We start from the raw sequence: 20,356 nt of genomic DNA, 5'->3' as shown, positions 1-20,356 counted from the left end.
ATCACCTATTATGAAGAAAATGTAAAGTGCACGATAATGCAGTGTTTATCTGTTCGTTGCGTTGTGTTCAACGAATAATATGCTTTGGCCTATGAATCACCAATTGGTAGTCATTGCGGAGCAGCACTTAACGCAACCCAATACTACTTTCGGCGCACCACAAGCATTTCTGCATACTTGGCCATTGCCCGCTGATGAAATTCGCGTAAGGCTGCGTATTCTTCTGGGTTATAGCGGGGCTTAAACAACTGAAGCCGGGTGGTAATCTGCAAGGTTTCCGGACTGGTTTGGTTGGCTTGATACAGGAAGCGGCCCCCGCCGTTGGGTAGCGCCAGTGCAACGTTAGCAGGTGCTTCTACTGTGAAATTAGCTGGTAGCGTCAGGGTTACTAGGTCGGTGTAGTCGTGGGGCATGCCCAGATCGACCGGAAAAATACGCTCCGCTGCCTGAAACGGGTGCGACGTATGGGTTAGCGCTTTTAAAAGCGGTAAGTAAAACAGGGTCGCGTCGGGGTTTTCGGCCGCTAAACTAACGGCTAACTCTACGGCTACGGCATTGCGAGCCGAGTCGGCGGCCAGTAGCTTCAGGTTTGTTGGCTGCCAGTCTATCCAGTGGTGCTGTATGTGCCCCAGATACTCACCCGTAGAGCTTTCCCGAATTTGCCGGCTAGCCTGTACAGCTGCGTAGCCACTGTATTCCAACTTCGCGGTGCCTTCCAGTTGACCTTGAGGAGTAAGCCGGAGTTTAGCTGTCCGCAATTCTAGGTGGCTAGCAGACGGTTTCAGCGGTAGCCAAGTGCCTTCGGCGTTAGCCAGGCAGCCTTCACCATTCAGGCAGCGCTCAGGTAAATAGCCCATTGGGAGTTGGGGCTCGGTGGCATCCAGGAAAACATTGGGCTTATCGGGCAATGCAAGGTGCACTGCCACGTAATTGAATTGCGTGATAACAGGCATAGTGGTTTGCACTTGGCCATGGTCGCGGGTGCTGAGCAGGACGGGGGTGGCCGGTAGGCCAGCTTCGCGTAGCGTTTGTACCAGCAGCAGATTCACATCAGCCGAGTTGCCCGAATGCTTCTCGTAGGTCTGGCGCAATGGCTGCGACGCGTACACGCGCTGCTGCCCGTTGTAGCGCACACTGCGCTGCACCAATGCCAGCACCGCCGCTGCCCGAGCAGCTGGCACAGGGTACTTCAGCTCAAGTGCCTTGGCTTCGGCAGCCAAGGGAGCCGTAGCTGTTAAGGCTTTGCCAAATTCCTCGTCCTTTTGTAGCGTTTTCCACAGGGTTTCCCATTTGCCGCTCAGGTCGTGGTAATCGCTGCCAGTGAAGTCGCTGCCTGCCAGCTCGAAATGTACGCTGCGTACGTAGTCGTAAGCTGTGGTCGTGTAGGGCTCCGACCGAAAAGCTGGCACGTCTTTCATCACCCACCGCAGTTGCAACGCTACCCCGGTTAGCAGGGCGTCTTTGCTGGGTGCCAAGGTGTTCTCCGACGACATGTTGTAGGAGGTGCTATAGGGTACTGTAGTGGATTCCTGGACGGCAAATGGGCGGTAGCCGCGCGTTACTGCTTTGTAGCGGTAAAACTGCGGAATCGAGACACGGTATTCGCTCCAATGCACTGGAATGCTGTGCTCGAACTGCCAGTCTTGTAAATTGAAGACAAAATCGGAGGTGATGGTGTAGCTGAACTCCACAATGGAGCCCTCCCGCACGTCGGGCATGGTAAAGGACACTTGCATGTGGTTTTTATCTACTTTTTCGCGGAAAGCTGGATCAGACGTTAGCTTCACCTGCGAAATCTTGCTGTTCTGAAGATTATAGGTGAAGCCTTTCAGGTTAGTCAGGCGTTCCGAATTGCCATCTTTGGTATAAAGCGGCACGCGCACCGTGGCATAGTCGTAGCCCGCTTTACGGTTGATGCGCAACCGGGCGGTCCGCTCAAATACCACCTGAAAATGGTCTTGGGCCCCGATAATTTTGGTGGTGCCAAAATCGCACAGATACTCGGCAGCTGCCGCGGTGGTATCGGTGGTGGATAGATTGGCAAAATCGGTGGGCGCCACGCTGCCAAACCGGATAGGTAAATTAGGGGTTTTCTGAGCCAATAGTGGCCCGGCCAGCAGCAGACAGAATAGCAGCTGCCAGCAGCGAATAACGAATAGTAACATGGTGAATACCAGGCTATAAATACAGGTAATACTAAGCTGCGACCAACCTGATGAAGCTCGTCGTTTCAAAGTTGCAGTAAAACCGGCAGCCCGCCAAGCTTCAGATGCTAGCTATACTTGTATATTTATTTCACTCTGCGTTAGCAGGCTGGGTTTTTACGCCGAACAGCAAGTACACCACGGCCAGCAAGGTAAGCGCCATGCTCAGGCCGTGCACGTAGGGGAGGCGTTCTGTTTGGTTGGCAAAAATCCAGCCGGCAGCCAGCGCACCCACACCAATACCCATTTCCAACGCAATGTACATGGTGGCCACGCCCCGGCCGCGCCGTTCGGGGTGGCTCCGGTCGATGGTCCAGGCGTAGAGGGCCGGCGAGTTCAGGCCCGTAGCAATACCGAACAGCACCGCGCCAGTCAGGAACAACGGTACCGAGTGTGTGGCCAGCATCAGCACGCCCAGTGCTACCGTCAGCAGCACCGTGGACACGCGCAGCACCGGCAAGCGGCCATACGTGTCGGAGACGCGACCCGCCAGCAACCGGATCAGCAGAGACGCTAGGGTAAAGCACAAATAGAACAAGCCCTTGTCGGCCGCTTTCAAACCCAGAGCCGTGCTTTGGTCGGGCACCACCGTTAGGATAGCGCCGTACGGGAACAAACACAGCAGCGTAACCAGGGCCGGCTGCATCACTTGCGGCTCCAGTATCTCGTTCCACTTCAACTTTAGTAGCTGCCAGCTGAACCGTTGGCGCTGCTCCAGCGGCAGGGTTTCGGTGAGGGTGCCCTGTACCAGCAAGCTCAGCAAGGCCAGCCCCGACGAGCAATAGAACAGCGTGTTGAGCGAGAAGGCCGCCGTAATACGCGGCCCCAGCGCCGGCCCAGCGGCCATGCCCAACGAGCCTGCCACGCCCAGCAGGCCCATGGCTTCGCCGCGCCGGGCCAGCGGAATAATATCACTAATGAAAGCGGCCGTAGCAGTAGGCTTGAAGCCGGTACTGAACCCATGTAGCAGCCGCAAGCCCATAAAGCCCGCCACGGTGGCCGTCCAGGGGTAGAAGAAGCCGCACACAAAGCACACCAACGACCCGAACACCATCACCGGAATCCGACCCACCGTATCGGCCAGCTTGCCGCTAAACGGCCGCGAAATGCAGGCTGTGAGCGTGAAAAGAGCAATAATGTAGCCCTTGTACTCGGCGCCGCCCAGCCCGGTGAGGTAGGCAGGCAGCTCAGGCAGCAGCATGTTAAAGCTGGCAAAAAACAGGAAAGAAGACAGGCACATCAGCCAGAAGCCGGTGCTATAAGTGCGGGTTGCGGGAGCTGACATAAAGCTCAAAGGTAGCTACACCGAACCGTTAGCGGCAGGCAATTCTGCCAGGCAAATACTAGCTCAACAGTGTGAAACCCGAAATTTTATAGCGAAACTCGCAAACTATAGTTTCGCTCCAGGGGTTAGTTTTAGCCACTGAGCTGCGGCTCTTATTTAACCATCAACCCAACTTCTCATGGATCAGGACCAGAATCAGAATGGTGCTTCCGATGCCCTTTCGGGTACGGGCACGGCTGTAACGGGCGCCGGCACTTCTCACGACACACGTACAGCCGACGGCGAAAACGCCCAGACGCTCACCACTCGGCAAGGCCATCCACTTACCAACAATCAGAACCTACGCACTGTAGGCAACCGGGGCCCGGCTACGCTGGAGAACTACCAGTTTCTGGAGAAAATCAGCCACTTCGACCGGGAGCGGATTCCGGAGCGAGTGGTACACGCCCGCGGCGCTGGTGCGCACGGCGTATTTGAGGCATACGGCAAAGTGGGCGACGAGTCGATTGCCAAGTACACCCGCGCCAAGCTGTTCAACACGGCCGGCAAAGAAACCCCAGTATTCGTGCGCTTCAGCACGGTAGGCCATGGTGGCCACTCGCCTGAAACCCTGCGTGACCCGCGCGGCTTCGCAGTGAAATTCTACACTGAAGATGGGAACTGGGACTTGGTGGGCAACAACCTGAAGGTGTTCTTCATCCGCGACGCCATGAAGTTCCCGGACCTCATTCACTCGCAGAAGCCCGACCCGGTACACAACCGCCAGACCGGCGAGCGTATCTTCGACTTTATTGCCAACACGCCCGAGGCCATGCACATGGTGTCGTTCTTGTTCTCGCCGTGGGGCATTCCGGCCAACTACCGCCAGATGCAAGGTTCCGGCGTGAACACCTATAAGTGGGTGAATGCGCAAGGCGAAGCCGTGCTGGTGAAATATCACTGGGAGCCGCTGCAAGGCATCAAAAACCTGACGGCATCCGAGGCCGAAGCCATTCAGGCCAAGAACTTCAACCACGCCACCCAGGACCTCTACGAGCACATCAAAGCCGGCGACTTCCCGCAGTGGGAGCTGTGTGTGCAGATTATGTCCGACGGGGAGCACCCCGAACTGGATTTCGACCCGCTGGATGACACCAAAATATGGCCCGAAGACCAGTTTCCTTTCCTGCCCGTGGGCAAGATGACGCTGAACAAAAACCCCGAAAATTACTTCGCTGAAGTGGAGCAGTCGGCGTTTGGTACCGGCGTATTGGTGGATGGCCTCGACTTCTCCGACGACAAGATGCTGCAAGGCCGCACGTTCTCGTACTCGGATACGCAGCGCTACCGGGTGGGCACCAACTATTTGCAACTGCCCATCAACGCACCGAAAAAGCACGTAGCCACCAACCAGCGCGACGGCCAGATGGCGTATCATGTGGATTCGGCACCCAACCAGAACCTGCACACCAACTATGAGCCCAGCAGCCTGAATGGCTTGAAAGAAGCGCCCCGCACCGCCCCCGACCACACGCCGGAATATCAGGGCCGCCTGTTGCGCGAAACCATCGACCGGCAGAACAACTTCAAGCAGGCCGGTGAGCGGTACCGCCTGCACGAAGATTGGGAGCGTGACGACCTCATCAGCAACATGGTAGGGGCCCTCACCGACGCCGACCACAAGGTGAGCGACAAAATGGTGGAGCTCTGCACCAACTGCGACGCCGATTGGGGCCGCCGCTTAGCTGAAGGTTTGCAAGCTGCTCGCGCCGGCAAACAGGCCGAGGGTGGTAACCAGTATAACCAAGGCAAAACTTCTGCCGCTGTGAAGCAAGCCGAGGAAATGGCTCATGATGCGAAGCCGTATTAAGTAAGCCTAAGGCGCAAACTGTAAGTAGCCAACGTGTTACTGCTTGCAGTTAGCTTTAGCGCCTAGTAAAAAGTAAAACAGCCCCCCTTATAAACCTTACTGGTATATAAGGGGGGCTGTTTTACTTTTAAACCTCAATGGCGGGCGTACAAGAGCATTACTAGCTTAAATTGACTTTTAGTAAGCTGAACAAAGCCAGATTAAAATAATTTAATCCTAATTTGCTTGCGCCCATGCCTTGCATAAGTAGGAATACGGTTGGTGCCACCTAGCCTCTTACATTGCACTAAAGTAGCATATAGGCAAAACCAGAAATTAACCCATCCATCAGCCACTCTTTTTGCGTTTTCAGATAAGAAAGCCATGCTCGAACAACCCAACAACGAAACCGACGAAGTTTTCAAGGAAGAAATCACCCAAGCTTCCGACTTCAAATTCAGTGCGAAAGTCGCCGGAGTGTTCGATGATATGGTAAGCCGCTCGGTGCCTTATTATGGCGAAATCCAGCGCATGATTTCCGAGCTAGCCGCCGACCATGCGCAAGAAGGCACCGCTGTATATGACCTCGGCTGCTCTACCGGCACTACCATGATAGGCATGGATACTATGGTGCCCGCCGATATCAAGTTTGTGGGCATTGATGATGCAGCCGAAATGCTGGAGAAATGCAACCTCAAGCTGAAAGAAGCTGGCTTCGTGCGCCCCTACGAACTCCGCGTAGCTGATTTGCAACAAGGCGCTGAAATACAGAATGCTTCAGTGGTTGTGCTGTGCTTAACCCTGCAATTTATTCGGCCTATTCACCGTGAGAAACTCCTCAAATCAATATTTGAAGGGATGGTACCGAACGGCGTTTTAATTCTGGTAGAGAAAATATTAACTGAAGATAGTGTTTTCAACAGAGATTATATTAAATATTATTATAATTATAAAAGAAGAAATCAATATAGCGAAATGGAGATTTCGCAAAAGCGTGAGGCACTAGAAAATGTGCTGATTCCGTACAAACTCAGTGAGAATATTCACATGCTCAGGGAGGCTGGTTTTGCCTCATGTGAAATATTTTTCAAGTGGTATAATTTTTCGGGCCTCATTGCAATAAAGAAGTAGATGATTTCAATAGGAAACTTTTTCTTTAAGTACAGGAATCAACTTTTTATTTTCCTGTACATAGCCTTGTTTATTCCCTCACCTGACATTTTCACGCCCGAAGTTTTTGGGCCACACTATTATGTATGGCCAATTAGTATTGGTTTGCTTGTAACCATAACTGGGCAGCTAATTCGAGGAGCGTCTATTGGGCTAGTGTATATTGTGCGTGGCGGCAAAGACAAAAAGGTGTACGCGGAGGATTTAATAACGCAGGGCATGTTTAATCATGGCCGGAATCCCTTGTACGTAGGAAATATTCTGATGCTGGTGGGGGTAGGTATTCTGTCCAATTCCTTGCTCTACATGGTGGTATTTATTCCTCTGTTTCTATTTATTTACCAAGCCATTGTATTGGCAGAAGAGAACTTTCTGCGAGGCAAATTCGGTGCTCAGTTCGACGCATATTGCACACGGGTGAATCGGTGGGTAATAAATCCGGCGGGTATAGGCCATACATTTCAAACGCACGATTTCAATGCTGCGCGTTGGATTTTAAAAGAATACAATACACAATTTGTTTGGCTGTTAGGTATTACTCTTATTCTGTTATTCAATTATCCTGAATTGACTGACGGCAGTACTGCTTTGCGAAATAAATTGCTGGCAGTCATTATAGGCTTTCTAACGGCTGTTTATTTGTTTATAAAATATTTAAAAAAGTCGCATAAATGGGTTGCTGAATAAACAGGAGTAGGAACAGAAAAGGCAGCCTAACCGGGCTGCCTTTTTTATTGTTTATTGTAAGTGTAGAGCCTCTGAATCACGGGTTTTCTGTACCGGTGCTATCAGCTATTTCCGGTTCTACTGGCCCGGCCGGCTCTGTGTATAAGGTGTCGTGAGTAGCTGAGGCGTCTGAGTTATTGATTTCTGAGGTGGTAAGAGGCGTTGCTTCGGGTGCCTGGGTAATCGTAGCGGAATCCGAAACAGCCGCAATTTCGCGGGTAATCGTGTCGGTCAGCGCATCGAGCGAAGGACCAGTTGTCGTTCTTTCTGGCTCGTTATTGCTTACCTGTGTGCGGTTCAAGTGGGTTTGTTCTTTGTCCTTAACCACTCGGGCCAAACCCCAAACCCCAAGCCCGATGCCTGCCGCCGCGCCTACAACTACTGCTACGCGGGGCCATCGTAGCTGCGTTGTGGGGCGTTTCACCAAGTTATGGGGCGCGGGCTTAGTAGCCGGGCGCTTAACAGTTGTATTAGTGGTGCTGGCGGCTGGTGCTGGTGGCTTAGCCTGAAACTGTTCAATTAGCTGGCCGAGCTGCTGAATACGAGCGTCTAGCTCCTGGTTACGCGAAGCCGCCTCGTTGCGGGAGGTACGAATAGCGGCTTCCAGCGCTTCTTTTTCGCGGGTTTCAGTGGCCAACCTTGCCTGTAGTGCGGTGGCATCGGGAGCTGCTGTCGGGGCCTGGGCCAATTGAGCCCGGAGTAAAGCAATACTTTTTTCGCGCTCGGCCTCGCGGGCTTCCATTTGCTGGCGTTGCTGCGCCAACTCATCCTTGATTTGTTGGCGCATTTGTTCTAGCTGCCGTTTCTCCTCACTATTGGCGGCCACTGAGGCTGCGCTGCCATAGGGGGCATCGTGGGGTACGTCTTCGGCTCCTAGCCAGTGCCACAACTGCCGTGCCTTCTGGGTCCAGTAACCATTGGGCTCATCCGTGTCGCCGGTGGGGTTGTGATCGTTTGTTGATGCTTCCTCAGGGTGCTCATTGGCTAGGTCCTGGGCCCAGGCAGCTAGCTCGGTGTCGCTAAGTTGAATTTCGGGATGAGCCGCTTGCCGAAGCCGCCGCGGTAGTTGGTTTATGTCGCCAAGCAACTCGAAGCTGTCGGCGCCGGACTGCGTGCGCAGATACTGTTCGACACCCGCTCCAAACGTAACGGGCTCAGCAAACAAGGCAAAGCCAGTAAGTAGCTCCGCTGGCACTTGGCCAACTCCTAGTTGTGCATCCAACCAACCAGCCAACTCTTGTTTCAGCCGGCGAAATTGCGCAAAGGGGTTGCCCGCTGTACCGCTTACCTGAATTGGCTGGCCATCGAGCTGCCAAGGAGCCGCACCTTGGATGGGTATTGTGAGTTGGCCGCCGTTTGTCACAAATAGTATCATCGATACGCTATGCGAGCGTACCACTACTGCGTCAAATATTTCACCGTCTTCTTCCACCGCAAAGTTGCCTAGCAGCAACGAAACCGACACTTCGCTCTCAGCGGCAAGCACGCTTTGCAGCGACTCGAATTGCGCTTGTTTGACCGGGTCGGCAAAAGGTGGATGCAAAAAGGTGTGCAACATGGCTGGCGAATAAGAAACTAAGTTACGGCCGTTGTTGAAAGCAGTTTGCTGCTACTAACGTAGCACTTCCAAAAGCTGCTATGCTAAGCGCAGATAGTACGCGTAGCGTATGGCCGCTACGTGGCAAGCAACTAGCAACAGCCAACCACTCATTACACACGATGAGCAGATGCAGTTTCCGGCTGTAGTGCTTGCTTTAAGGATTTTCCACCTTCTTCTGGATAAGCTGGACATAACATTTGCCTCCGAGGGTGCCGTAAAGTCACACGTACCATTTCTCTTTGCTTTATGCCCCTGCATCGGCTTTTAGACCAGAAACTTAGCAAGACGTACGAGCCTTCTACACGCATCGATGACGTGTTTAAGGGCTATGACATCACCTTCCTTACCAACGAGCATGGCGAACCAATGACGTTATTTTTCGGCAAGCGGCGGCCCGATGGTACCATTGCTGGAGAGCGGTTTACGCGCACCATCAAGCGGGAGCCAGGAAGCCTAGCCGTGAAGTCAAGTCATTGGGACAACCAGGGTAAGATTATGAACCGCTAACCTGTGAATGAAAGCAGAAAAGCCTGCGCTATAACCAGCGCAGGCTTTTACTGAATTAGTTAAGGTGGTGTATAGCTCGACTACAGGTTCAGATATTAGTGGGCAAGCCGTTATTTTCGAACCTCAACACGTGTTGAGCTGGCTTTTGTGCCGCTTTGAACTCGGATTAAGTAAAGCCCTTGCCGTAAGTTGGGGTTGTTTACCGTGAAATCACGCTCTTCGCCGGCTTTCAGGGTACCTTCGAATAACCGCGACACGGCAGTGCCTTGCATGTCGATGAGGTTGATTTGCACGGGTCCATCCGTATTTGCTGATACGTGCACCTGGAATAGGCCATCAACAGCAGGGTTCGGCATAGCGTCTACCACCACTGCCGGACTAAGTGAAGTGCGGCTATTAGGGCAGGGGCCATACGTATCGCCGTGGCTTAAGTGAGCTGCTAGCGCAGTAGCATCTAAGCACAGCGGACGGCCATTATGGCACACGTTGTATTTTTCGCCGCTGCCGCAACGCACATCCACTACATTAATCGTTGTAGTAGTAGCGGTACTTATATTACCACAGGCATCGGTGGCAATTAACGTAGCCGTGTGCGGACCAGCAGTTGTGAACGTAATTTGATTGGCCGCATAAGAGGCCTTGATGGCAAGCTTCTTTTTTGTGCCGCCGCAAGGGTCGCCGAAAACTTCGAAGACGTCGGTGTTTTCAAACGAATACGTGCTACGCCCTAGCAGCTTCGATTCCACGTATGATTTGCTGTTCGTTGCGTGGCAATTAGAGTTAATAGCATAAGTGTTGCCGTTGATGAAGGGGGTGCCATAACTGGCAAAGTCAATGGCAACGAAAACAGTACCGGTTGGTGAGCTAGCCGTAGGGCCATCCAATGTATTGATGTTGCCATTGTAAAACTCGTTGCCAACTACTGATACCGTACCAGCAGGGCTACCATCTTTCAAGAGGCTAAGCGTAACAGGGCCGCAACTTGTGCTAGTAGTGCTGCCGCTATTAATCTGTGCTGCTGTAACAGCCACTTGCCCAGAATTGGTTAGGTAAACCGTAAGGGCAGGTGTGGCAGAAGCTGTAATCGTTTGAGCAGTAACGTGCAAGCAAAGCCCTGCCAGCAAAGCAAGGAGAAGCGTAAAACGACGGTAAAAGTAGGGTTGCATAAGAGTGGGAGTGTGGAATAGAAGACGATGACCTCCTCGTCAGAGCAGAGACTCAACCTAATAATTGTGGTTGAGTGATATTAAATTATGTAAAATAATATTCAATTAATTATATGATAAGTCATTAATAAAAAGATTCCAATTTGTTGTTTTTGGATTGTAGTATAGCCAGTATGGTTTTAGTGATAAAATAGGATATGCACGAGCAAACCGAGTGAAAAACTCAATCATGTACTACACGAATTTTATTTAAATATTTATATTATTTGATGTATTATGCTGTAAATTTCCTTATCTGTCAGCAGTGGAGTAGTTATATTCTTCGTAAGCCGATGGGTTAGCAACTAACACATACCACAACCAATGAGCACAAGGCTGTTGTAACGGGCCTTTCGAAATAGTAGATTTCTCTTTTTACTTGCTAACCATACAGTTCAACCTCATAGTACTACAAACAGAAAGGCAACGGGATAAGCCCGTTGCCTTTCTGTTTGTAGTACTATGAGGTTGGTAGGAGCCTACCTGTGTTACAACTACTTAGTTACCAACAAACGCTGGTTGGTAACTTTGCTGCCAGTGATGAGCTGGCAGTTGTACACGCCACCGGGCAGCTTACTACCGTTCAGCGTCACGTTGTAGAGGCGGCTGGCTTCCACTTCACCGTCGTAGAGAGTAGCTACCAACGTACCTAGCTGATTGTAGACTTTCACTTGAGCTTTGCCAGCCTGCGTAGGGCGGAAAGCAATGGTAGCCTGGTCGGTTACGGGATTCGGATAGGCTTGCAGTTGATTGTCGGTGCTCAAGCTAGCATCGGCCGCAACTTTGCCGCCACGTGTAGCAACGCTGCTGTTGCAAGTAGCATCAGCCTCGATAATAACATTTACGGTCTGGGTCGAAACGTTGCCGGAGTTGTCGGTAACCGTGATAGTTACTGGGTTCGAACCAACATTAGCGCAGGTAAAGGTGCTCGGGCTAATACGTACCGAAGCCAGGCCGCAGTTATCGGTGGTGCCGTAGTCGATGTCAACGGGGAAGATGGTGCGGGTACCATTCTGTAGCTGGGTCCGGAAGCCGGCCGCCAAGATGCGGGGAGCCGTGTTGTCAACCACCAACACCGTTACAGTTTGCGAAGCGCTGTTGCCAGCATTGTCGGTAGCCGTGAAGGTTACTTGGTTCGGGCCGATGTTGGCGCAGGTGAAGGTGCGGGGGCTAATGGTCATAGAAGCCACACCGCAGTTGTCGGTAGTACCATAGTCTACGTCGGCGGCTTCAATGGTGCGGGTGCCGTTAGCTTCTAGGCCTACAATGAAACCAGCAGCCAGAATAGTTGGCGCCTGTGTATCGTTCTGGCACGGATTGCTAACGTTAGGCAATACCGTTACGTTGGTGGTAGCAGCAGTGCTTTTATTGCCGCAAGCATCAGTGGCAATCAGCGTAACGGTGTGCGAGCCAGCCGTAGTGAATACCACTTGGCTCATGGCATAAGCAGCAGTAATAGCCAGTTGCTTTCTCGTGCCGCCGCATGGGTCGCCGAAAACTTCGAAAACGTCGGTCCCTGCAAATGAAGCGGTGCTACGCCCTAACAAACGGGACTCTACATACGATTTGCTGTTAGCTGCATTGCAATTCGGGTTAACAGTATACGTGTTGCCGTTGACAGTTGGAGTGCCATAGCTGGCAAAGTCAACATTCACGAATACCGAGCTGCCTGCTGCTGTTATGGTAGGGCCATCAAGTGTATTGATGCTGCCATTGTAGAACTCCGAACCTACGCCAGACACGGTGCCAGCAGGCATTCCGTCTTTCAACAGGGTTAGAGTTACAGCACCACAGCTAGTGGTGGTGCTACTGCCGCTATTCACTGTAGCCGCAGTAACTACTGCTTGCCCAGAGGTATTGAGGGTGGTAGTCAGGCTCGGAATAGCCGACGCAACAATGGTAGATGATTGAGCTACAGCGCTGCCGCTTAAAGCGAACAAGGAAGCGCACGAAAGCAACAGGTGTTTGTAACGGTGGGGTTGCATAAGCAGTTAGTGATGAGGGTAATGGTGGCACAAATATCCCTGCCATATAGGAAAGCCAAAGGGTGAATGTGGCTTTGGATGAAGCGAATTTATATAAAAAAATATTAGTTTATTAACATAATTCTGCTGTATAGGAAAGGTGCAATTAACCAAATTGTCATTGGCATTAAACCAAAATAAAATATGATGAATTACAGTGAGTTAGTGCGAAATGATATATATAAGATTTATAAAAAATGTTTGATATGTTATATAATATTTTTTCAGTGAAATTTGCCCTTTCGGTCATAGCGCTATGGCAGTCGTAAGTCAGTCGTTTCAGTACAGTCACTCCGTGGCGGAACAAGACTGGTACACCGGCTCATATGAATAAGGTGGACACTTGTATGCGTGGCTGTAGTTGATGCCAAAACGGCAACCCATTTACTTCGGTCCGATGCTTGCCTTATGTGGGGTGTATGTCTTGGATATCAAACCTCTTAACTAGTGTTTCCGCCAAAAAGCCCCGTCCTGATGGTAAGCCTGCCCTTACGGTGCGGGAGCGGGTTTCGGCCCTCAAAAATCTGCCGGAATTTTTGCGCCTTATCTGGCAGACCAGCCCGGCTCTTACGCTGGGCAACGTAGCGTTGCGGTTGTTGCGAGCAGCGCTGCCAGTTGCCATGCTCTATGTTGGGCAGCTAATTTTGGATTCAGTGTTGGCGCTAAGCCGGGCTGAGTACCGGCCCGCTTCTCTGATGCCTGCCTCAGGTTACGTGGCGCTGGAGTTTGGCTTGGCTATCCTCTCCGATGCGTTAGGGCGCGGCGTGGCTCTATTGGACTCATTGCTTGGCGACTTATTTGCCAACCAAACCTCGGTGCGGCTCATGCAGCATGCCGCCGAACTCGACCTCGACCAGTTCGAGGATAGTGCATTCTATGATAAGCTGGAGCGGGCCCGCCGCCAAACCCTGTCGCGCACGGTGCTGATGGCACAGGTGCTGAGCCAAGCGCAAGATGCCATTACCATGGCGTTTCTGGCCGTGGGCCTGGTGGCCTTCAACCCATGGCTGTTGCTGCTGCTGCTGGTAGCCGTTATTCCGGCGTTCCTGGGCGAGTCGCACTTCAACGAGCGGAGCTACTCGCTGGTACACGGCTGGACGCCCGAGCGGCGTGAGCTGGACTACCTACGCCAAACCGGTGCCTCCGACGAAACGGCCAAAGAAGTGAAGATTTTTGGCCTCTCGCAGTTTCTGATTGACCGATTCAAGCTGCTCTCCGATGAGTTCTACCAGAAAAATAAAGCCCTCGTGATAAAGCGGGCTGGCTGGGGTACGTTCTTCGCAGCGGTAGGGGCAGCAGGTTACTATGCGGCCTACGTATATATTATTATGCAGGCGGTGTATGGGCGCGTCAGTATTGGGCAGCTGACGTTCTTAGCTGGCTCGTTTGGACGGATGCGGGGCTTGCTGGAAGGCATCTTGAGCCGCTTCAGCAGCGTGGCTGAAGGCGCCCTGTATTTGCAGGATTTCTTCGACTTCTTCCACCTCCAGCCGCGCATCATCCGGCCCGATGCCACTCAATTCGTGCGCCCGTTTCCGCAGCCTATTCAGGAAGGCTTCGTATTTGAGAATGTGGGCTTCAAGTACCGCAACGCCGAGAAGTGGGCCCTGCGCAACCTCAGCTTTCAGCTGCGGGCCGGCGAAAAGCTGGCGTTGGTAGGCGAAAACGGCGCCGGCAAAACCACGTTGGTCAAGCTGCTCTCCCGCCTCTACGACCCCACCGAAGGCCGGATTCTGCTCGATGGCCATGACCTGCGCGAGTACGACCCCGCCGAGTTGCGCCAAGAAATTGGGGTGATTTTTCAGGATTTCGTGCGGTTTCAGCTGCCGGCGGGCCAGAACCTGGCAGTGGGCCGCATCGAGGAAAAGGAAAACCGCCCGCGCATTGAGCAGGCCGCCGCTCAAAGCCTAGCCGACTCGGTTATTGCCAAACTGCCCCAGGGCTACGACCAAATGATTGGCCGCCGCTTCAACGGCGGCGTGGATTTGAGCGGCGGCGAGTGGCAAAAGATTGCGCTGGGCCGGGCTTACATGCGCGACGCCCAGTTGCTGATTCTCGATGAGCCCACCGCCGCCCTCGATGCCCGCGCCGAGTATGAGGTATTTCAGCGCTTCAACGAACTCACCAAAGGCAAAACCGCCGTACTCATTTCGCACCGGTTTAGCACCGTGCGCATGGCCGACCGGATTTTAGTGGTGGAGCACGGCAAGGCGGTGGAAATTGGCAGCCACGAGGAACTGCTGGCGCGAGGTGGCCGCTACGCCGAACTATTTCAGCTGCAAGCCGCCGGTTACCGGTAGGCGCGGCATTTATATTCGCGGCTTATGGAAAGCATAGACTATACGTTTTTGCCAGAACTGCCCGCGCTAGGGCCGCTACGCCAGACAGTGCTGGCGCTGCTGAGCGCTGCTCTGGAAAGTACCACCGAAGAATTGGAAGCGGATATAACCTATCAGCAGCAGCGCGGCACCTTACAAATTTGGCTGGCTTTAGCCGGCGAGCAGGTGGTTGGCTGCAAGGTGGGGTACGAGCGTAAACCGGGGCACTATTATAGCTGGTTGGGCGGCGTGCACGACGATTTTCGGGCGCGCGGTATTGCCCAGAGGTTGATGCAACAGCAGCACGCGTGGTGCCGGCAACAAGGTTACCACTGCATCCGCACCCAAACCTATAACCGCTGGCGGGCTATGCTGCTTCTAAATCTGCGGCAAGGTTTCGACGTGGTAGGCACTGTACAGGGCACTCATGGACTCGCTATTGTGCTGGAAAAACAGCTAAAGTAATCCGCGCCTGGCCTGCTACTTCACTGGGCCGGAGGCGGCTGATTAAAAAGCCAGCCACCACCAATTCAAGCTCCTTGGCAAAACTGTTCAGCTAAGCGAATAGTCAATGCAGTGAGAGGAAAAATAAGCGAGGTTCCCGCTGACTCCCAGCATCTAACCTTTAAATTGTTTCGTAACTTAAAGCCGGTGATTCCCTCCCACTTTTCAGCTTTATATGAAACTGCTTTCTACTCTTTTCGTTGGTTCCACTCTGGCCGTGGCCTTATCCGGCTGCTTTGCGGCGCGCGAGGCCCGTATCGAGTCTGACTACAGTTATGCTGGTGCGTTCCGGCGCTACCGCACGTATGAGTTCGTAACCGGCGACGGTCTGGCCGCCGACTCCAGCAAGCTGGGGGAAGTGCTGCGCGACGCCATCCGTACCCGCATGAAGGTGCAAGGTTATAAACCCAGCAAGCGCCGCCCCGACCTGCTGGTCAATTTCCGGGTATACGAGGGTGACATGCGCTTCCGCGGCTACGCCCAGGAAGACATTGCGCGCTGGGTGAACGAAGAAAAGATTGAGGACGATGAAACGCCCGCCGAGCAGCGCACCGGCTACCAGCCCGTACGGATGCTCCTGGCTGAAGGTACCTTGCTTATCACCTTGATTGATAACCGCACCAACCGCGCCGTCTGGAACGGCTATGCTTCCGGCGTAACGGTACCCAACGGTACGCAGGGCGAGCTAGTGCTCCGCCGCTCCGTCCGCTCCATTTTCGACCAATACCGCGTGTTCACGCAAGGCTACCTGGAAGGCAATAGCCAGCCCAGCGGCGAATAGCCTTACGTAACGCCGCTGGTGCTACCGCCGGCTCGATGGTATCCGAAACTGTACGCCCACACTTGGTACAACGGTCAGCCCGCTCAGGCTGGCCGTTTTGTTGTTGAGCAGTTGGTAGTTGCCGTATTTCTGATAGTAAATGCCAAGGGAAGGAATAAAATACACGTATCGATAGCCCAGCTTAGCATTGACGAAGGCCCCAAACGACGGGAAATTCACCTTCTGCTCCAGCAGCACCGGCACCTTCACCCCGCCATTGAAAATTTTATTTGGCTCGAAGCCATAGCGCATGAACGTGTGCGTGTACACCGCGCCGTACGAAATAGCCCCGATTTCCTCTTCCGCCCCCAAAGAGTGGCTGAAAACCAGTGGGATTATAATATCCTGCCGCGAGGCCCGGAAGCCCAGAATGTCGTCGATATTATCTAGAAACGGCAGGCTGGGCAGGCTGGCCCGCTGGGTAGCAAATTGTAGCCCGATGCTGGCGTAGGTAGCGCCCGCCGGTCCGCCAGGCCGCTCTACCGTGCCCGTAGGCCCCAGAAATTGGTAAGCCGCATCAAATACGTGCGAGCCAAAGGCATATTTATAGCCTACATCGAGCCGGTCGAGGGCGCCATAGCGAATATATAAGTCGGAGGAGGGGCGCACCGGGTCGAGGACATAAGCCAGGGCGGCCACCTGCAGATTATCGATGGTGCCTGAATAACCGATGGTGTCTTTCCGTACGGTTGCCTCTGCTGCCGATTTCAGGGCCGAGCCGGTTTTGCTGATGGTTTCGGTGGCCACGTTGAAGGCCAGGTTGCCGCCCGCCCGAAACTCGCCTTTTGGGGTCACCTTGCCCGTGCTGACGATGGTACGGGGGGCGGTGCAGGCACCGGCAAATAGCGTGGCCGTAGCCAAAGCCAAGGCAACAACTCGGCTAGAAGAAGAAAACCAGAACATACAGGCAATAAGAAAAAGGAAATCGAGAGGCGCTTCACTAAAACCGCGCCGAAAGTAAGTAATCTACCATGCAAACCAACCGCAGGTCCCGGGGCTTACTACTTGTGCGCTTAGAATAATAGTTAAGTAAGCGTAGCACTCACCGTGGAGCAGCTCGTGCTGAGCAAGCACCCAAGGGCCTTAGGCTGATAGCAGTGGCGGAGTTCCGAGCGAAGTTGTTATTTCACGGCTTCATAGGTCAGCTTGCAGATTAACCGCTCACAACCATGAACATTTTATACGGAGTGCCCGGCGAAGGAATGGGCCACGCTACACGCAGCAAAGTAGTTATTCAGCACTTGCTGGAGGCCGGGCACAAGGTGCAGGTGGTGAGCAGCTCACGGGCTTATCAACTGCTAGCACGCACATTTCCGGGCCGCGTACACGAAATCCGGGGCTTCCATCTAGCCTATCGGGAACTGACCGTTTCCAAGCTGCGCACTGCCGCTCTCACCCTGCGCACCGCCCCAGAAAACCTGGTCGTCAACTTCCGGAAGTACCGTGAAATGTTCTTCGGCGTGGAGTTCGACGTGGTGATATCCGACTTCGAGTCGTTCAGCTACCTGTTCGCCAAATCCAAGCGTCTGCCTGTAATCAGCATCGACAATATGCAGGTTATCAGCCGGGCCCGGTTGGATGTGGTGGTGCCGCCCGCCGAATACGGCAACCTGGAAGTGGCGCGGCAGATTGTGCGGGCCAAGCTGCCGCGCAGTCAGCACTACTTTGTTACCACGTTTTTCCCGCTGCCCCTTAGCAAGCCCAATACCACACTGGTGCCACCTATTATCCGCCCCGAAATTCTGGCCGCGCAGCCAACTACGGGTACGCACGTATTAGTGTATCAGTCGGCTACCACCCAAAGCAACCTAGTGCCGCTGCTGCAAAACCTGCCGAAGCAGGAGTTTCGGGTGTACGGATTCAATAAGGAGGAGAACCATGGCAACGTGCAGCTGAAGGCTTTCAGTGAGCAGGGATTTATTGAGGACCTGGCCAGCGCCCGCGCCATCATCACCAACGGTGGCTTTTCGCTTATCAGCGAAGCGGTGTTCCTGCACAAGCCCATCTGCGCCATTCCCATTCCAGCGCAGTTCGAGCAGTTTCTTAACGCCGCCGAAGTGGAGAAGCTCGGCTACGGCCGCCACTTCCCGGCCCTGACCGCCGACAACCTCAAAGCTTTTCTCTATGACCTGACCGGTTTTGAAACGGCCCTGACCAGCTACAGCCAGGACGGTAACGAACTGCTATTCCGGCAACTAGATGCCTTGCTGGCGGGTTTGTAGCCACTCATAAAGCTGTCATTCCAAGCTTGCCGATGATCAATGAGCTTTAATGGAAGTGCCATTTATACAGCCTTGTATAGCTGTATATCAAGTGCTTAAACGCTTTATTGGTCGAAATCCACGGTTACCTGCTCTGAGGTAGGACGGGCCTGGCAAGTGAGGATGTAGCCCTTGGCCACTTCAGTGTCGGAGAGGGAGTAATTCACGTCCATTTCGGTGGTGCCGTGCGTAACGCGGGCCCGGCAGGTACTGCACATACCGTTTTTGCACGAATACGGTGCGTCAGCCCCAGTTTCCAGCAGCGCATCCAGCACCGTGTCGCCGTAGTACGACATTTCCAGCACCCGTGTGCTGCCATCGAGCTGCACTGTTACCTGGCTGTGCTTATCATCGGTGCCGCCGAGGTGCGGTTTGGCGGGGCCCGTCGGGGTTTTGTGGCTGCCCGCCGCAGTGAACATCTCGAAGTGGATACGGTTGGCGGGCACACCGGCGCTGGTAAGAGCAGCCCGCACACCCTGAATCATTTCTTCTGGCCCACAGATAAAGCACTCGTCAATCTGGCTGGCGGGCAGCAGCTTCTCCAGAAACTGCCGGGTTTTATCTTCATCAATGCGGCCAAACAGCAGGTCGGTGTCGTTTTGCTCGCGGCTCAGAATGTGGTACACGCTCAGTCGCCGCAAAAACTTGTTTTTTAGGGCCTCAATGGCTTCTTTGAAAATGATGGAGTTGCGGCCCCGGTTACCATAAATCAGCGTTACTTGGCTCTTGGGCTCGGTCAGCAGAATAGTCTTGATGATGGAAAACACCGGCGTAATGCCGCTGCCTGCCGCAAAGGCTACATAGTGCTTGGCATTGGCGGGGTGCAAATCGGTGGAGAAGCGTCCGGCCGGCGGCATCACCTCCAACTCGTCACCTACTCGCAAATTTTCCACGGCCAGCGACGAAAACCGTCCTTCGGGCACCTTTTTGATAGCCACCTGCCACTCGCCATCCAGCGGGCTGCTGCATATAGAATAGGAGCGGCGCAGTTCTTCGCCGTTATGCTCGCGCCGAAACGTGAGGTACTGGCCCTGCGTGAACCGGAACGTGTCGGCCAGTTCGGCGGGCATGTCCAGCGCTAGTGTCACGCAATCGGGCGTTTCCCGCTGAATCCGCTTGATTTTTAGCTTATGAAAACGACTCATGTTGTGTGAGCTATTAGCTGATGGCTGCTAGCTTTTTATTCTTGTTTGGGAAGGCAATGTTGGTAGCTACGTGACAGGGCTATGTCAGTGAAGCTCTAGCCGCCTGCTAAACTGCCAGGCCATTCAGCAGCATCGTGAGGATGTTCTGCTCCAGCTCCTCGGCGGATACGCCCCGGCCCGGCCGATACCACAGCTCCACCCAGCGCACCGCCGACAGGATAGTGAACAGCGCCACCGACACGTTGACGGGTTGCAACTCGCCGGCCGCAATACCCTGCTCAATGAGTGCTGCAAAACCGTGCTCATATCGTTTGCGCGCGTCTTTGAAAGCCGTGAGCTTGTCGCCAGTCAGGTACTTCCAGTCGTTGTTGGCCACCGATACGGCTGCGCCGTCTTCCAGCATCAGCCGGATGTGCTGCCGAATTAGAACCTGGATTTTGTCTTTGTAGGAAGTGGCAGTTTGCTCCACTTCAGCCAGCTGTGACACATACGTATCGGACACGTAAAAGCAGATACTCTCCAGGATTTCGTCCTTGGACCTGACGTGGTTGTAAATGCTGGCTGCTTCCATGCCCACCTCCCCGCCCAGGTCGCGCATGGAGGTGCCAGCGAAGCCTTTAGCTTTGAAGAGCTTGGCAGCTTCTTCCAGAATTCGTTGGCGCTGATTGATCTTACCCCGTTTGGCCATTGGTGGGAAGTGTCAGGGTGGGAGAGGAGTTCGGTGCGGACGGAGACCCTACAGCGGCCTTGTGCAGAGCG

The 20,356-nt window shown here is 53.6% G+C and carries 16 protein-coding genes; 8 read left to right on the top strand and 8 right to left on the bottom strand.

The window, feature by feature from the left end; all coding sequences use genetic code 11:
* Positions 1 to 143 precede the first annotated feature (143 nt).
* Positions 144 to 2,165 carry a DUF3857 domain-containing protein gene (locus tag G536_RS0113005; protein ID WP_022824035.1) on the bottom strand — a complete coding sequence of 674 codons (2,022 nt, stop codon included), beginning with the start codon at positions 2,163 to 2,165 and terminating at the stop codon, positions 144 to 146.
* Between the two features lie 130 nt (positions 2,166 to 2,295).
* On the bottom strand, positions 2,296 to 3,489 hold the full coding sequence (locus tag G536_RS0113000) for an MFS transporter (protein ID WP_022824034.1): 1,194 nt from the start codon (positions 3,487 to 3,489) through the stop codon (positions 2,296 to 2,298).
* Between the two features lie 178 nt (positions 3,490 to 3,667).
* Between G536_RS0113000 and G536_RS0112995 the strand changes: the two genes are divergently transcribed.
* The 3 genes from G536_RS0112995 to G536_RS0112985 all read left to right on the top strand — a co-directional run bounded on the left by G536_RS0112995 (position 3,668) and on the right by G536_RS0112985 (position 7,174).
* Positions 3,668 to 5,338: a catalase gene (locus tag G536_RS0112995; protein WP_022824033.1), complete on the top strand. Its 1,671-nt coding sequence runs from the start codon at positions 3,668 to 3,670 to the stop codon at positions 5,336 to 5,338.
* Between the two features lie 363 nt (positions 5,339 to 5,701).
* Positions 5,702 to 6,448: a carboxy-S-adenosyl-L-methionine synthase CmoA gene (gene cmoA / locus G536_RS0112990; RefSeq protein WP_022824032.1), complete on the top strand. Its 747-nt coding sequence runs from the start codon at positions 5,702 to 5,704 to the stop codon at positions 6,446 to 6,448.
* Positions 6,449 to 7,174: a methyltransferase family protein gene (locus tag G536_RS0112985; protein ID WP_022824031.1), complete on the top strand. Its 726-nt coding sequence runs from the start codon at positions 6,449 to 6,451 to the stop codon at positions 7,172 to 7,174.
* 76 nt (positions 7,175 to 7,250) lie between these two features.
* Here the strand turns inward: G536_RS0112985 and G536_RS0112980 are convergent, their stop codons facing one another.
* Positions 7,251 to 8,771, bottom strand: a complete 1,521-nt coding sequence (locus G536_RS0112980) for a coiled-coil domain-containing protein (RefSeq protein ID WP_022824030.1) — start codon at positions 8,769 to 8,771, stop codon at positions 7,251 to 7,253.
* 288 nt (positions 8,772 to 9,059) lie between these two features.
* On the opposite strand from G536_RS0112980, the gene G536_RS0112975 reads away from it, so the two are divergent.
* Complete coding sequence (locus tag G536_RS0112975) at positions 9,060 to 9,320, top strand: hypothetical protein (RefSeq protein WP_022824028.1); 261 nt, start codon at positions 9,060 to 9,062, stop codon at positions 9,318 to 9,320.
* Between the two features lie 110 nt (positions 9,321 to 9,430).
* Here the strand turns inward: G536_RS0112975 and G536_RS0112970 are convergent, their stop codons facing one another.
* Both G536_RS0112970 and G536_RS0112965 read right to left on the bottom strand, forming a co-directional pair.
* Positions 9,431 to 10,276 carry a T9SS type A sorting domain-containing protein gene (locus G536_RS0112970; RefSeq protein ID WP_022824027.1) on the bottom strand — a complete coding sequence of 282 codons (846 nt, stop codon included), beginning with the start codon at positions 10,274 to 10,276 and terminating at the stop codon, positions 9,431 to 9,433.
* Positions 10,277 to 11,019: 743 nt separating this feature from the next.
* Positions 11,020 to 12,510, bottom strand: coding sequence for a T9SS type A sorting domain-containing protein (locus G536_RS0112965; protein ID WP_022824026.1), 1,491 nt, complete (start codon positions 12,508 to 12,510; stop codon positions 11,020 to 11,022).
* Positions 12,511 to 12,968: 458 nt separating this feature from the next.
* On the opposite strand from G536_RS0112965, the gene G536_RS0112960 reads away from it, so the two are divergent.
* The 3 genes from G536_RS0112960 (at position 12,969) to G536_RS0112950 (ending at position 16,152) form a co-directional block, all read left to right on the top strand.
* Complete coding sequence (locus tag G536_RS0112960; RefSeq protein ID WP_022824025.1) at positions 12,969 to 14,849, top strand: ABC transporter ATP-binding protein; 1,881 nt, start codon at positions 12,969 to 12,971, stop codon at positions 14,847 to 14,849.
* Positions 14,850 to 14,873: 24 nt separating this feature from the next.
* Positions 14,874 to 15,332 (top strand): GNAT family N-acetyltransferase, encoded by a 459-nt coding sequence (locus G536_RS0112955; protein WP_022824024.1) that lies wholly within the window; start codon positions 14,874 to 14,876, stop codon positions 15,330 to 15,332.
* A gap of 214 nt (positions 15,333 to 15,546) precedes the next feature.
* Positions 15,547 to 16,152 carry a DUF4136 domain-containing protein gene (locus tag G536_RS0112950; RefSeq protein ID WP_022824023.1) on the top strand — a complete coding sequence of 202 codons (606 nt, stop codon included), beginning with the start codon at positions 15,547 to 15,549 and terminating at the stop codon, positions 16,150 to 16,152.
* 21 nt (positions 16,153 to 16,173) lie between these two features.
* Here the strand turns inward: G536_RS0112950 and G536_RS0112945 are convergent, their stop codons facing one another.
* A complete protein-coding gene (locus G536_RS0112945; RefSeq protein WP_157530608.1) occupies positions 16,174 to 17,094 on the bottom strand; it encodes a hypothetical protein in 921 nt (306 codons plus the stop codon).
* Between the two features lie 266 nt (positions 17,095 to 17,360).
* Here G536_RS0112945 and G536_RS0112940 point away from each other — a divergent pair, with 266 nt between their 5' ends.
* Entirely contained in the window at positions 17,361 to 18,413 is a 1,053-nt protein-coding gene (locus tag G536_RS0112940; protein ID WP_022824021.1) for a glycosyltransferase family protein, read from the top strand.
* Between the two features lie 104 nt (positions 18,414 to 18,517).
* Here the strand turns inward: G536_RS0112940 and paaE are convergent, their stop codons facing one another.
* Together paaE and G536_RS0112930 are read right to left on the bottom strand one after the other, a co-directional pair.
* Entirely contained in the window at positions 18,518 to 19,597 is a 1,080-nt protein-coding gene (gene paaE, locus G536_RS0112935; protein ID WP_026880137.1) for a 1,2-phenylacetyl-CoA epoxidase subunit PaaE, read from the bottom strand.
* A gap of 106 nt (positions 19,598 to 19,703) precedes the next feature.
* The gene (locus tag G536_RS0112930) at positions 19,704 to 20,285 is read right to left on the bottom strand and encodes a TetR/AcrR family transcriptional regulator (RefSeq protein WP_022824020.1); all 582 of its coding nucleotides are present in this window, start codon (positions 20,283 to 20,285) and stop codon (positions 19,704 to 19,706) included.
* Positions 20,286 to 20,356 lie beyond the last annotated feature (71 nt).

Origin of the sequence: Hymenobacter norwichensis DSM 15439, from assembly GCF_000420705.1 — a bacterium.
In the GTDB taxonomy this organism is placed as follows: domain Bacteria; phylum Bacteroidota; class Bacteroidia; order Cytophagales; family Hymenobacteraceae; genus Hymenobacter; species Hymenobacter norwichensis.
This window is presented reverse-complemented; position numbering and strand designations above follow the sequence as displayed.

Excerpts from the sequence above, each read along its gene's own strand:
- G536_RS0113005 (WP_022824035.1), bottom strand. The coding sequence starts at position 2,165 with ATGTTACTATTCGTTATTCGCTGCTGGCAGCTGCTATTCTGTCTGCTG.
- G536_RS0113000 (WP_022824034.1), bottom strand. The coding sequence starts at position 3,489 with ATGTCAGCTCCCGCAACCCGCACTTATAGCACCGGCTTCTGGCTGATG.
- G536_RS0112995 (WP_022824033.1), top strand. The coding sequence starts at position 3,668 with ATGGATCAGGACCAGAATCAGAATGGTGCTTCCGATGCCCTTTCGGGT.
- cmoA (WP_022824032.1), top strand. The coding sequence starts at position 5,702 with ATGCTCGAACAACCCAACAACGAAACCGACGAAGTTTTCAAGGAAGAA.
- G536_RS0112985 (WP_022824031.1), top strand. The coding sequence starts at position 6,449 with ATGATTTCAATAGGAAACTTTTTCTTTAAGTACAGGAATCAACTTTTT.
- G536_RS0112980 (WP_022824030.1), bottom strand. The coding sequence starts at position 8,771 with ATGTTGCACACCTTTTTGCATCCACCTTTTGCCGACCCGGTCAAACAA.
- G536_RS0112975 (WP_022824028.1), top strand. The coding sequence starts at position 9,060 with ATGCCCCTGCATCGGCTTTTAGACCAGAAACTTAGCAAGACGTACGAG.
- G536_RS0112965 (WP_022824026.1), bottom strand. The coding sequence starts at position 12,510 with ATGCAACCCCACCGTTACAAACACCTGTTGCTTTCGTGCGCTTCCTTG.
- G536_RS0112960 (WP_022824025.1), top strand. The coding sequence starts at position 12,969 with ATGTCTTGGATATCAAACCTCTTAACTAGTGTTTCCGCCAAAAAGCCC.
- G536_RS0112955 (WP_022824024.1), top strand. The coding sequence starts at position 14,874 with ATGGAAAGCATAGACTATACGTTTTTGCCAGAACTGCCCGCGCTAGGG.
- G536_RS0112950 (WP_022824023.1), top strand. The coding sequence starts at position 15,547 with ATGAAACTGCTTTCTACTCTTTTCGTTGGTTCCACTCTGGCCGTGGCC.
- G536_RS0112945 (WP_157530608.1), bottom strand. The coding sequence starts at position 17,094 with ATGTTCTGGTTTTCTTCTTCTAGCCGAGTTGTTGCCTTGGCTTTGGCT.
- G536_RS0112940 (WP_022824021.1), top strand. The coding sequence starts at position 17,361 with ATGAACATTTTATACGGAGTGCCCGGCGAAGGAATGGGCCACGCTACA.
- paaE (WP_026880137.1), bottom strand. The coding sequence starts at position 19,597 with ATGAGTCGTTTTCATAAGCTAAAAATCAAGCGGATTCAGCGGGAAACG.
- G536_RS0112930 (WP_022824020.1), bottom strand. The coding sequence starts at position 20,285 with ATGGCCAAACGGGGTAAGATCAATCAGCGCCAACGAATTCTGGAAGAA.